Origin of the sequence: Streptomyces sp. NPDC057010 (assembly GCF_042673805.1) — a bacterium.
GTDB lineage: Bacteria > Actinomycetota > Actinomycetes > Streptomycetales > Streptomycetaceae > Streptomyces.
In genome coordinates this window covers 113,622-125,679 of record NZ_JBHUSC010000014.1, presented here as the reverse complement: position 1 = coordinate 125,679, position 12,058 = coordinate 113,622, and the positions used below count along the sequence as shown (strand labels likewise).

Annotated in this window: 9 protein-coding genes; 3 read left to right on the top strand and 6 right to left on the bottom strand. The window is 71.9% G+C overall.

From position 1 onward, the window contains the following. Positions 1–68: 68 nt before the first annotated feature. Positions 69–1,280, bottom strand: coding sequence for a signal recognition particle-docking protein FtsY (gene ftsY, locus ACFTXQ_RS16010; RefSeq protein ID WP_382641009.1), 1,212 nt, complete (start codon positions 1,278–1,280; stop codon positions 69–71). 141 nt (positions 1,281–1,421) lie between these two features. On the opposite strand from ftsY, the gene ACFTXQ_RS16005 reads away from it, so the two are divergent. Both ACFTXQ_RS16005 and ACFTXQ_RS16000 read left to right on the top strand, forming a co-directional pair. Then, positions 1,422–2,879, top strand: coding sequence for a cytosine permease (locus tag ACFTXQ_RS16005; protein WP_382641006.1), 1,458 nt, complete (start codon positions 1,422–1,424; stop codon positions 2,877–2,879). A 63-nt stretch (positions 2,880–2,942) separates the two neighbouring features. Continuing rightward, positions 2,943–3,929 (top strand): LLM class flavin-dependent oxidoreductase, encoded by a 987-nt coding sequence (locus tag ACFTXQ_RS16000; protein ID WP_382641003.1) that lies wholly within the window; start codon positions 2,943–2,945, stop codon positions 3,927–3,929. A gap of 41 nt (positions 3,930–3,970) precedes the next feature. Here ACFTXQ_RS16000 and ACFTXQ_RS15995 read toward each other — a convergent pair whose 3' ends face one another. The 4 genes from ACFTXQ_RS15995 to ACFTXQ_RS15980 all read right to left on the bottom strand — a co-directional run bounded on the left by ACFTXQ_RS15995 (position 3,971) and on the right by ACFTXQ_RS15980 (position 10,374). Further along, entirely contained in the window at positions 3,971–5,407 is a 1,437-nt protein-coding gene (locus tag ACFTXQ_RS15995) for a sugar porter family MFS transporter (protein ID WP_382641000.1), read from the bottom strand. Between the two features lie 184 nt (positions 5,408–5,591). Next, complete coding sequence (locus ACFTXQ_RS15990) at positions 5,592–9,377, bottom strand: AAA family ATPase (protein WP_382640997.1); 3,786 nt, start codon at positions 9,375–9,377, stop codon at positions 5,592–5,594. Between the two features lie 148 nt (positions 9,378–9,525). Then, the gene (locus tag ACFTXQ_RS15985; RefSeq protein WP_030032603.1) at positions 9,526–9,744 is read right to left on the bottom strand and encodes a hypothetical protein; all 219 of its coding nucleotides are present in this window, start codon (positions 9,742–9,744) and stop codon (positions 9,526–9,528) included. A 348-nt stretch (positions 9,745–10,092) separates the two neighbouring features. Further along, positions 10,093–10,374, bottom strand: coding sequence for an acylphosphatase (locus tag ACFTXQ_RS15980; protein ID WP_360874886.1), 282 nt, complete (start codon positions 10,372–10,374; stop codon positions 10,093–10,095). A gap of 137 nt (positions 10,375–10,511) precedes the next feature. Between ACFTXQ_RS15980 and ACFTXQ_RS15975 the strand changes: the two genes are divergently transcribed. After that, positions 10,512–11,393 carry a CAP domain-containing protein gene (locus ACFTXQ_RS15975; protein ID WP_382640994.1) on the top strand — a complete coding sequence of 294 codons (882 nt, stop codon included), beginning with the start codon at positions 10,512–10,514 and terminating at the stop codon, positions 11,391–11,393. 7 nt (positions 11,394–11,400) lie between these two features. Here the strand turns inward: ACFTXQ_RS15975 and ACFTXQ_RS15970 are convergent, their stop codons facing one another. Further along, on the bottom strand, positions 11,401–12,006 hold the full coding sequence (locus tag ACFTXQ_RS15970) for a flavodoxin family protein (RefSeq protein WP_382640991.1): 606 nt from the start codon (positions 12,004–12,006) through the stop codon (positions 11,401–11,403). Positions 12,007–12,058 lie beyond the last annotated feature (52 nt).

The following is a 12,058-nucleotide window of genomic DNA, read 5'->3' as shown; positions in this document are numbered from 1 at the left end:
ACGTATGCCAGTGCCCCCGCGTTCCGGCCGGAACGCGGGGGCACTGGCATACGTACGACAGCCGGCGCTCAGTCGCCGATCAGGGCGTCCACGAACGCCTCGGGCTCGAAGGGCGCCAGGTCGTCCGGGCCCTCACCGAGGCCGACGAGCTTGACCGGGACGCCCAGCTCGCGCTGGACGGCGACGACGATGCCGCCCTTGGCGGTGCCGTCGAGCTTGGTCAGCACGATGCCGGTGATGTCCACGACCTCCGCGAAGACGCGGGCCTGGGTCAGGCCGTTCTGCCCGGTGGTGGCGTCCAGGACCAGCAGGATCTCGTCGAGGGGGCCGTGCTTCTCCACGACGCGCTTGACCTTGCCGAGCTCGTCCATGAGGCCGGTCTTGGTGTGCAGGCGGCCGGCCGTGTCGATGAGCACCACGTCGGCGCCCTCGGCGATGCCCTCCTTGACCGCGTCGTAGGCGATCGAGGCGGGGTCGCCGCCCTCGGGGCCGCGGACGGTGCGGGCGCCGACGCGCTCGCCCCAGGTCTGCAGCTGGTCGGCGGCGGCGGCGCGGAAGGTGTCGGCCGCGCCGAGCACCACGCTGCGGCCGTCGGCGACGAGCACGCGGGCCAGCTTGCCGGTGGTGGTGGTCTTGCCGGTGCCGTTGACCCCGACGACCATGACCACGCCCGGGGTGTCCTCGCCGCTCTCGGTCTTCACGGCGCGGTCGAAGTCGGTGCCGACCAGGGTCAGCAGCTCCTCCTTCAGGAGGGTGCGCAGATCCGCCGGGGTGCGGGTGCCGAGCACCTTGACCCGCTCGCGCAGCCGGTCCACCAGCTCCTGGGTCGGGACGACGCCGACGTCGGCGACGAGGAGGGTCTCCTCGATCTCCTCCCAGGTGTCCTCGTCGAGGTGCTCCCGGGAGAGCAGCGTGAGCAGCCCCTTGCCGAGGGAGTTCTGCGACCGGGCGAGGCGGGCGCGCAGCCGGACCAGGCGGCCGGCCGTGGGCTCGGGCACCTCGATCGCGGGGGCGGCCGGGACCGCCTCTTCGACGGGCGCCTCGACCGGAGCCTCGGCCTCCGCCTCCGGGAGCGCCACCTCCTCGATCGTGCGGCGCGGCTCTTCCGCCGTCTCTACGGCGTCCTCCCCCACCTGCGGTTCGGCAGGCGGGGCAGTGATGGTCGGCGTCGGCGGCGCCGGGGGCGGCAGCTGCTTCTTCTTGCGGCTGCTGACCACGAGCCCGCTGATCGCGCCGACCGCGACCAGGGCGATGACTACAGCAAGGATGAGGATGTCCATAACCAGACCAGTATCGGCCACGGGCGGCCCAGAGCTCGGACCCTGGAATTCAGACCGGGACGGAAGCCTCTATTTGTCGTTTTAGCGTCAAATCTACGATGATGGGCAGCTTCCCCCTCACCCTCCCCCACGGAGTACTGCATGTCTGCCGAGCCCGCCGACAGCACCCCGGAGACCGCGGTCGAGACCCGCGGCCTGGAGCCCGTCCCGGACAGCGAGCGCACCGGCCGGGTCCGCGAGCTCGTCCCCACCTGGGTCGCCGCCAACATCAGCGTGCTGCTGCTGACCATGGGCGCCGGCCTGGTGATCTTCAACAGGCTCAACATCTGGCAGGTGCTCGTCGTCGCGGTCGCCGCGCCCGTCGTCTCGTACGGGATCGTCGGCCTGATCTCGATCGCCGGCAAGCGCGGCGGCGCGCCCGGCATGGCCCTTTCGCGGGCCGTGTTCGGGCAGCGCGGCAACCTCTTCCCGGGCGCGCTGATCTGGGTGGCCCGCTGGGGCTGGGAGACCATCAACGCGGTCAGTGGCGCCTACGCGGTCCTGACCGTGCTCGACCTGCTCTTCGGCGTGAAGAGCAACACCCCGCTCATCGTCGTCACCCTGCTGTTCTTCGTGGGCTGCACCTTCGTGGTCTCGGGCCTCGGCATCAACGCGCTGCGCGTCTGCTCGAAGTGGTCCACGTACCTCTTCGGCGCCTTCAGCGTGCTGGTCCTCGGCTACCTGGTCTTCACCACCGACTGGTCGGCCGTCTTCGGCAAGCCGGCCGGCTCCACGGCGATGATGATCGCGGGCATCGGCACCATCGCGGCGGGCGGCATCAGCTGGGTGCCCTCCGGCCCCGACTTCACCCGCTACCTGCCCCGCACCGCCTCCTCCAAGGGCATGGTGGGCGCGACGATCGGCGGCGCCGGCGTGGTCGTCCTCCCCATGGTCCTGATGGGCGCGGTCATGGCCGTCGGCACTCCCGACCTGGCCACCGCCCAGGACCCGGTCTCCTTCATCGGCGAGCTGCTGCCGACCTGGATCGCGGTCCCGTACCTGCTCATCGCGCTCGTCGGGATGCTGCTGATCAACTCGATGTCCATGTACTCCGCCGGCTTCACCGCGCAGACCCTCGGCATCAAGGTCCCGCGCGCCTGGGCGGTCAGCGTCAACGCCGTCATCAGCCTGGTCTTCGGCTTCCTGCTGATGGTGGTCGCGACCAGCTTCTTCGGCTCCTTCATCTCCTTCCTGACGCTGCTGGCCGTGGCCTTCTCCGCCTGGATCGGCGTCTTCGGCGTGGACATGGCGCGCGGCAGGACGTACGACGGCCCCGCGCTGCTGGACACCGCGCGGACCAGCGCCTACTGGTACCGGGGCGGTTTCGCCTGGCAGGCGATGACCGCGTGGGGCCTCGCCCTCGTCGTGGGCCTGCTGTTCACGAAGGTGGACTGGTTCAGCGGACCGCTCGCCTCCACCTGGATCGGGGAGAACGGCCTGGGCTGGGCGGCGGGCATCCTCACCTCGGCGGTGCTGTACGCCGTACTGCCGCGCACGGCGCCGGCGGAGCCGGCCGCGGCCGCCGGGGAGCGCGAGCTCGCCGGATCCCTGTCCAACTGACGCTGCGTCAGCTAACGTCCCCCTTCGCCCGCCCACCCACATCCGGCGAAGGGGGACTCCTCCATGCCCATCACCGTGGCCCGGTTCAATCTCGTCGACCCGAACGGCACCCCCGAGTCCCTCTCCGCGCGCTACAAGGCGGCGCTGGAGATGGCCCGGTACGCGGACGACCGCGGGATCGACACCGTCCAGACCGAGGAGCACCACGGCACCGGCAACAACTGGCTGCCCTCCCCCTTCGCCTTCGCGGGGGCCGTCTTCGGGGCCACCCGGCGGATCGCCGTCACCGTCTCGGCGATCATCGGCCCGCTGTACGACCCGCTGAAGGTGGCCGAGGACATCGCCGTCCTCGACCTGCTGAGCGGCGGACGCCTGGTCACGGTCGCGGGCATCGGCTACCGGCCCGAGGAGTACGAGCAGCACGGTGTGGAGTGGGGCCGGCGCGGCCGCCTTCAGGACGAGCTGCTGGAGACCCTGCTGAAGGCGTGGACCGGCGAGCCCTTCGAGTACCGGGGCCGGACCGTACGGGTCACCCCGCGGCCCTTCACGCAGCCGCACCCGATGCTCCTGGTCGGCGGCAGCTCCGAGGCCGCGGCCCGCCGCGCGGCCCGGCTCGGGCTGCCGTTCTTCCCCAGTGCGCACCTGCCGGAGCTGGAGGCGTACTACCAGGCGAAGCTCGCGGAGTACGGCACGGAGGGGTTCTGCATGATGCCCGCGGCGCAGACCCCGCTGCTGCACATCGCCGAGGACCCGGACCGGACCTGGGCCGAGTACGGCGAGCGGTTCCTGCACGAGGCGGGCATGTACGCCTCCTGGCAGTCCAAGGACATCCGAAGCGCCGTACGGTCCTCCGCGCGCTCGGTGGCGGAGCTGCGCGCGGAGGGCGTCTACCGGATCCTCACCCCGGACGAGGCGGTCGCCTACGCCCGGGAGGCCGGCGAGGCGGGGAACCTGGTGCTGCACCCGCTGTGCGGCGGGATGCCCCTGGACGAGGGCTGGCGCAGCCTGCACCTGCTGTGCGAACAGGTACTGCCCCGGCTCAAGGACTGAGCCGGGGCAGTATCGAGGAGAAGGGGTGGTGGCGGGGATGGTTACCCCATCTCCTCCAGCGCCTTGCCCTTGGTCTCCGGCACCCACTTGAGGATGAACGGGATCGAGAGCAGGGCGAAGGCCGTGTAGATGACGTACGCGCCGGACAGGCTCCAGTCCGAGAGCGTCGGGAACGAGACGGTGATGACCCAGTTGGCGACCCACTGGGCCGCGGCGGCGACTCCGAGGGCCGCGGCCCGGATTCGGTTGGGGAACATCTCGCCGAGCAGCACCCAGACCACCACGCCCCAGGACAGGGCGAAGAAGAGCACGAAGGAGTGCGCGGCGACCAGCGCGACCGTGCCCTGGGTCTCGGGCATGGAGATCTCGCCGGCGACCTCGGACTTGTAGGAGAACGCCCACGCGGCGAGGCCGAGGGAGAGCGCCATGCCCGCGGAGCCGATGAGGGCGAGCGGCTTGCGGCCGATCCGGTCGACGAAGATCATCGCGATCACCGTGCCGATGATGTTGATGATCGACGTGGTGAAGGAGTAGAGGAAGGAGCTGGTCGGGTCGATGCCGACGGACTGCCACAGCGAGGAGCTGTAGTAGAAGATCACGTTGATGCCGACGAGCTGCTGGAAGACGGAGAGGCCGATGCCGATCCATACGATGGGCAGCAGGCCGAAGCGGCCGCCGAGCAGGTCCCGGAAGGTGGACTTGTGCTCGGAGCGCATGGCGCGCTCGATCTCGAGGACGCGTGCGTCCAGGTCGACCTGCGAGCCCTCGACCTCGCGCAGCACCTGCTTGGCCTGCTCGGTGCGGTTCACGGAGATCAGGAAGCGCGGGGACTCCGGGATGACGAAGGACATCAGCCCGTAGAGCACGGCCGGGACGACCATGACGCCGAGCATCCACTGCCAGGCCTCGAGGCCGCCGATCACGCCGCGCTGGTCGCCGTCGGCGAGGTTCAGGATGCCCCAGTTGACGAGCTGGGAGATGGCGATGCCGATGACGATGGCGGCCTGCTGGAAGGAGGCGAGCCGGCCGCGGTAGGCGGGCGGGGACACCTCGGCGATGTAGGCGGGGCCGATGACGGAGGCCATGCCGATGCCGAAGCCGCCGATCACGCGCCAGACGGCGAGGTCCCAGAGGGCGAAGGGGAGGGCCGAACCGATGGCGCTCGCCGTGAAGAGGACGGCGGCGATCTGCATGCAGCGGATGCGGCCGATCCGGTCGGCGATGCGGCCCGCGGTGGCGGCACCGAGCGCACAGCCGATCAGCGCGGCGGCGATCACCTGGGCGAGGGCTTCGGAGCCGACGTCGAACCGGTCGCGGATCGCGACGACGGCGCCGTTGATGACGGAGCTGTCGTAGCCGAAGAGGAAGCCGCCCATGGCCGCGGCCGCGGTGATGAAGATGACGTGGCCGAGGTGGTCCGGGTGCGCGGCGCGTCCGCCGCCGCCTGCCGCCGATTGCTGCGCTGTGCTGCTGGTCAAGGTGTGCTCCGTGGGGGTTTTGTCCGTCCTCTTAGTGGCGCACAGGTCAAGATCGGGCACCACCCGGAGGCGGGAGACAGCGGAGCGAGCCTATGCGTTCATTTCCTGAAGTCAATAGGGCCGGTGAACTTCACGTAAACGGGTGAGTGGGAGCTTTGTGTTTAGTTCTTGAAGTGACAGGGCTTCAGCGGAGCCGCTGGCTGATGACCTTGGAGACCCCGTCGCCCTGCATCGAGACGCCGTAGAGCGCGTCCGCGACCTCCATCGTCCGCTTCTGGTGCGTGATGACGATCAGCTGCGAGCTCTCCTGGAGCTCCTCCATGATCCGGATCAGCCGCTGCAGGTTGGTGTCGTCCAGCGCGGCCTCCACCTCGTCCATCACGTAGAACGGGCTGGGCCGCGCCTTGAAGATGGACACCAGGAGGGCCACGGCGGTCAGCGACCGCTCGCCGCCGGACAGCAGCGACAGCCGCTTGACCTTCTTGCCCGGCGGGCGGGCCTCGACGTCCACCCCGGTGGTCAGCATGTTGTCGGGATCGGTGAGGATCAGCCGGCCCTCGCCGCCGGGGAAGAGGCGCGAGAACACCCCCTCGAACTCCCGGGCCGTGTCCCGGTAGGCCTCGGTGAACACCTGCTCGACGCGCTCGTCGACCTCCTTCACGACCTGAAGGAGGTCGGCGCGGGTCTTGCGCAGGTCCTCCAGCTGCTCGCTGAGGAACTGGTGGCGCTCCTCCAGGGCGGCGAACTCCTCCAGGGCGAGCGGGTTGACCTTGCCGAGCTGCTGGTAGGCGCGCTCGGCGGCCTTGAGCCGCTTCTCCTGCTGGGCGCGGACGAAGGGGCCCGGCCGGTTCCGGGGGTGTTCCGGATCCTCGGGCAGCTCCTCGCCCTCGGCGGGCGGGGAGGGCGGCACCGGCTGGTCGGGGCCGTACTCGGAGACGAGCGCGGCGGCCTCCATGCCGAAGTCCTCCAGCGCCTTGTCCTGCACCGCCTCGATGCGCAGCCGCTTCTCGGCGCCGAGCACCTCGCCGCGGTGCACGGAGTCGGTGAGCTTGTCCAGCTCGCCCTTCAGGTCCCGGCCACTGTTGCGGGCGTCGCCGAGCTCGCGCTCGCGCAGCCCCTTGGCGTACTCGGCCGACGCACGCTCCTCGTCGGCGCGCAGGAGGGAGACCTCCACGTGCGCGAGGAGCTGGCGGGCGCCGTCGGCGACGGCCCCGGCCACCTCGGCCTCGTGCCGCAGCCGGGCCCGGCGGCGTTCGGCGCGGGCGCGGGCCTCGCGTTCCGCCCGGGCCCCCCGATCGAGTGAATCGGCTCGTCCGGCCAGGCCCTTGACCCGCTCCTCATGGGTCCGGAGCTGGAGCCGGGCCTCCATCTCGGTCTGCCGGGCGTTGGCCCCGTCGGCGGCGAGCCGGTCCCGCACCGCGGTGTCGGGCTCGTCCTCGCCACTCCCGACGGGGTCATTCTCCTCGGCCGTGGCCAGGCGTTCCGCGCATTCCTCCACGTCGGCCAGCGCCTGGTCGAGCGAGTCCTGGGCCCTGGCCGCGGCGGAGGCACTGCGCTCGGCTTCGCCGGCGGCCCCCTTCGCCTGCCCGGCGAGCCGCCCGAGCTGCTGCGCGACCCCGGCCCGGGCCTGCTCGGCCGCCCGGCGGCGCTGGGCCGTCTCCTCTACCCGGGCCGCGGCGTCCTGCCGCCGTGCCTGTGCGGCGCCCTGGGCGCCGGCGAGCTCGGTGCATTGCTCGTCCAGCCGGGCCAGCTCCGCGGTGGCCTCGTCCACAGCGGCCTGCACCTCGATCAGGCTGGGCACCCCCGCGGAACCGCCGTGCGCGAGGTGCGCGCCGAGCACGTCCCCCTCCATGGTCACGGCCACGGCCTCGGGCCGCGCCGCGATCAGCCCCTCGGCCTCCTCGAGCGTGCCCACCACGACGTGGTCCCGCAACACCCACGCGAGCGCCCGCCCCACCTCGGCGTCCCCCTGCACCAGCCCCGCGACGGCCAAGCCGCTGCCGGGGCCGCGCCCCAGCCCCCGCGCCTCGATCGCCGGCGGGGCCGACAGTGCCGCCGGGGTGTGAGGCGCGGCACCGGTCAGGGCCCGGTCCCGGGAAGGGGCGGGGTGGGGAACTCCTCCGGCTCCGGCCGAAGCCGGCCCGGACGGGGCCGGAGCCTGGCCCGGGAGGGCGGGGGCCGTCGGGGCGGGGACCGTGCCCGACGCCTGACCCGGCACCGCGTCCGGTCCCGCACCATCCGCGGCCCGGCCCGGGAGGGAAGAGGTGATCAGGAGGGTGGCGCGGCCCGCGTCGGCGGTGCGCAGGTGGCGGAGCGCCGCCGCGGCCGCGGCCGGGGACGACACCGCCAGCGCGTCCGCCGCCGAGCCGAGCGCGGCGGCCACCGCCACCTCGTACCCCGGTGCCACCGACACCCGCTCCGCCGCCGGCCCCAGCAGCCCGGCCAGCCGTTCGCGCGCCGCGAGCAGCGCCCCCGTACCGTCCTTGCGCCGCAGCCCGAGCGCGAGCGCGTCCCGGCGCGCCGAGACCGCCGCCCGGGACCGCTCCGCCGCGGTGAGGCCGTCCCGCGCCGCGGACAGCCCGGCCTCCGCCGCGGCCAGCGCCGCCCGCGCCGCCTCGTGGTCCGCGTCCGCGGAGGGGTCGTCGAGGCCGCCGACCTCCTCGGCCAGCGCCTCGTACTCCTCCTGCGCCGCCACCGCCCGGGATTGCGCCTCGTCGCGCGCCGCGACCAGCCGCTCGATCTCGGCCTGCGCGGCGCCCGCCCGCGACCGGGCCGCGCCGAGCCGCCCCGTCAGCCGGGCCAGCCCCTCGCGCCGGTCGGCGATGGCCCGCGCCGCGTCCCGCAGCCGCCTCTCCTCCTCGGCCAGCGCCCGCTCCAGCTCCGCCCGGTGCGCGGCCGTGTCGTCCAGCGCGCGCGAGGCGGCCTCCAGAGCCGCCGTCAGTTCCGCTTCCTGCTCGCGGATCCGCGCGGCCTCCCGCTCCATGTCCTCCGGGTCGCGGCCGCGCCGTTCCTCCTCCACGGGAGCCGTGGCGCTCTTGACCCGCGCGTCCGCCAGGGACGCGGTCCCCCGTACCCGTTCGGCGAGTTGCGAGAGTTCGTACCAGGTCTGCTGGGCCCGCTGGAGCCGTGGCGCGAGCTCCCGGACCGCCTGCTCCAGTTCCGCCTCGCGCCGCAGCGCGCCCGCGAGCTGTGCCTCGGCGGCCTCCTTGCGCTCCTTCAGCGCGGCCTCGTCCGCGATCTCCGCGTCGAGCGCCCGCCGCAGCGTGACGAGGTCGTCGGCGAGCAGCCGCAGCCGCGCGTCCCGGAGGTCCGCCTGGATCACGGCCGCCCGCCGGGCCACGGCCGCCTGCCGTCCCAGCGGCTTCAGCTGCCTGCGCAGCTCTTCGTTGAGGTCCTGTACGCGCGCCAGGTTGGCCTGCATCGCGTCCAGCTTCCGCAGCGCCTTCTCCTTGCGCTTGCGGTGCTTCAGTACGCCCGCCGCCTCCTCGATGAAGGCGCGGCGCCCCATGGGGTCGGCGTGCAGGACGGAGTCCAGCTGGCCCTGTCCGACGATGACGTGCATCTCGCGGCCGATGCCGGAGTCGGAGAGCAGCTCCTGGATGTCGAGCAGCCGGCAGGTGTCCCCGTTGATCTGGTATTCGCTGCTGCCGCCGCGGAACATGATCCGGGTGATGGTGACTTCGGCGTAGTCGATGGGCAGTGCGCCGTCCGAGTTGTCGATCGTCAGCGAAACCTCGGCGCGGCCGAGCGGCGGACGTCCCGTCGTGCCCGCGAAGATGACGTCCTCCATCTTCCCGCCGCGCAGGGATTTGGCCCCTTGTTCGCCCATGACCCAGGACAGCGCGTCCACCACGTTGGACTTGCCGGAGCCGTTCGGACCCACCACACAGGTGATGCCGGGTTCGAAGCGCAGTGTGGTGGCGGAAGCAAAGGATTTGAAGCCGCGCAGGGTCAGGGACTTGAGGTGCACGCCGCCGGACTCTACCTTTCACGTTCGGTTTCGCCCATGAAGCCGCAGGGCACGACAGACGTTAAAGGAATCGGCGGCCAAAGAAAGAAGGGACGCCGGAGCGTCCCTTGCAGATCATGCGGGGCTGGAGTCGAGCGACGTTATGGGATCAGGTGAGCGCAGGCTCCGCCTGGGGTACGTCGATATCGATGCTGTCCAGCAGCGAGTCTCCGTCGTGCTGAGCGGCGGCCGCGTTCAGCGCGTCATTTTCGGACTGAATCCGTACGAGCTCGGACTCGAGGTCCTGGACGCGCTGCTGAAGCCGTCGCATCTCGGCGAGGAGTCGCGGATCGGAACCGCCGACGTAACCGAGAAGCGCCTTTGCCATGATGGATGGTCCTCCACACTGAGTGACCGACCGAAGCGGTGTGGGTCGTGAGGGAATCGCACCCGCGGATGTCCGGCAGCGACTGAGGGTCACTGCGCTACTACTATCAACACTGCCAAACAGCTCAGGTGCGCGGGGCTTCCAGCGTCTCACCAAAAAGTTTGACGGTCAACACGATCACGCCCCGTATCGGCGGGCGGCCCGGCCCCTGCGCGGGGCGTGGAGATCATCCTCTTCTCCGAGCCTTCCACGGATCGGCCGCGACGGCAACGCGTCGGCGGAGAATGCGCAGATCCGACCGGGTGCGGCCGCTCCGGAGGTGTGATCAGTACATGATCGGCCGATCGCTCAGCGCATCCCGAAGCCGTCGTAGCCACCGCGCGGTGTGCCCCAGATCTCTGTCACCCCGTCCACCCGGCCGGGCGTGTCGGCCGACCGCAGCCAATCCAGCAGCCGGTGGCAATTCTCACGTTGACCTTCCGCCACCACCTGTACTCGACCGTCGTCGAGATTGAGTGCGAAGCCGACCACTCCGCCGATCTCCAGTGCGTTCTCCCTGGTGAACCAGCGGAAGCCCACTCCCTGTACACGGCCGCGCACCCAGGCGGTCATGCGGACATCTTCATTCATGCGTGAACGCTAACCGGGCAAACACTTTCCGGACACATCGCCCCCCTGGCCCCATGGCGTACAGTCGCGCACCAATGAACTCACCCATTTGGGTGAGTTAAGGACGATCTTGATCTGGTAAGGAAGGCGTGACGCCGATGGGACGCCACCGACTCCCCGCCGCGCCGCGCCGCGACGGCAAGCGCGGCACCGCCGTGCGCAACGGCCTGCTGGGCGTCTCGGTGGCCGTGGCCCTCGGCACGGCGGCGGTCACCACCGGCATGGTGCCTGTCGGCCACTCCTTCCCCTATGTGGGGGTCGACGCCAAGGCTTCCCCGGGCGGTGCGCAGGCGAAGGCGGAGCCCTCGGCGAGCCCCGACAACACGGTGCAGCAGCAGGGCGGGCTGGCCAGCCTGCACGGCCACCCCTCCGCCACCCCCGGGTCCTCGCCCAGTCCGTCGGGGTCCCCCTCCCCGTCGGCCTCGCCGAGCCCGTCCGCCTCGCCGAGCCCGTCCGCCTCGGCCTCGCGGAGCGCCTCCCCTTCGGCCGCGCCGTCCACCAAGGCCCCGCAGAAGGCGGCACCGGCTCCCGTGCCCCCGAAGCCGGCGACCAAGGCTCCGGCACCGGTTCCGGTGCCGGTCCCGCCGGTCAACGCCGACGGGCACTCCGCCGAGGAGGCCGCCGTGGTGGCCCTGGTGAACCAGGAGCGCGCCCAGGCCGGGTGCGGCCCGGTCCGGGCGAACCCGCCGCTGGCCGCGCTGGCCGGGGCCTTCAGCAAGGACATGGCCGTCCGCGGCTTCTTCGACCACACCGATCCCGACGGGAACACCCCGTGGGACCGCGCCACCAAGGCCGGCATCTCGGGCCTGGGCGGCGAGAACATCGCCCGCGGCCAGGGTGACGCGGCGGCCGTGATGAAGGCCTGGATGAACAGCCCGGGCCACAAGGCGAACATCCTGAACTGCGAGTACCGCACCCTGGGCGTCGGCGCCTACTTCGCCGCCGGCGGCCCCTGGTGGACGCAGGACTTCGGCTTCTAGTGCGCCACTAGAGCGCGGCCAGGGCGGCGCGGCCCGCGACGACGACACGGGTGTGCTCGGCCACGCGGCGGCCGAGGTGCTCGGCGGTCGCGATGTCGGCCTTGTGCACCGCGTCCGCGCCCTCGTCGGCGTTGGACTGGGCGGCCGCGCCGGAGGAGAAGCCGAGGCGGTTGAGGTCGTTCTCCGAGGCGGTGCTGGAGTTCCAGCCCGGCTTCAGGCCCAGGTTGACCCAGCTCATGCCGTGCTGCGAGGCCAGCATCTGGAAGTACTGCAGGGTGTTCAGCTTGTCGCCGCTCTTGGAGGCGGAGTTGGTGAAGCCCGCGGCGACCTTGTCCTGCCAGGCGTCGCCGAACCAGCGCTTCGAGGTGGCCTCGGCGAAGACGTGGAAGGCGCCGGAGGCGGTGCCCATGTAGGTCGGGGAGCCGAAGACGATGGCGTCGGAGCCGTCGAGCAGCTCCCACTGCGCGTCGTCGATCTCGTCGACCTTGATCAGGTGGACGGTGGCACCGGCCTCGGCGGCGCCGGTCCGAACGGCCTCGGCGATGACGGCGGTGTGGCCGTAGCCGGAGTGGTAGGCGATCGAGACGACGGGGGTGTGCGTGGTACCGGACATCGGTGGCTCTCCTCGGGTGGATCCCGCCGCGCCACGGGACGTGGGGCGACCA

Excerpts from the sequence above, each read along its gene's own strand:
- ACFTXQ_RS16000 (WP_382641003.1), top strand. The coding sequence starts at position 2,943 with ATGCCCATCACCGTGGCCCGGTTCAATCTCGTCGACCCGAACGGCACC.
- ACFTXQ_RS15975 (WP_382640994.1), top strand. The coding sequence starts at position 10,512 with ATGGGACGCCACCGACTCCCCGCCGCGCCGCGCCGCGACGGCAAGCGC.
- ftsY (WP_382641009.1), bottom strand. The coding sequence starts at position 1,280 with ATGGACATCCTCATCCTTGCTGTAGTCATCGCCCTGGTCGCGGTCGGC.
- ACFTXQ_RS15985 (WP_030032603.1), bottom strand. The coding sequence starts at position 9,744 with ATGGCAAAGGCGCTTCTCGGTTACGTCGGCGGTTCCGATCCGCGACTC.
- ACFTXQ_RS15970 (WP_382640991.1), bottom strand. The coding sequence starts at position 12,006 with ATGTCCGGTACCACGCACACCCCCGTCGTCTCGATCGCCTACCACTCC.
- ACFTXQ_RS16005 (WP_382641006.1), top strand. The coding sequence starts at position 1,422 with ATGTCTGCCGAGCCCGCCGACAGCACCCCGGAGACCGCGGTCGAGACC.
- ACFTXQ_RS15980 (WP_360874886.1), bottom strand. The coding sequence starts at position 10,374 with ATGAATGAAGATGTCCGCATGACCGCCTGGGTGCGCGGCCGTGTACAG.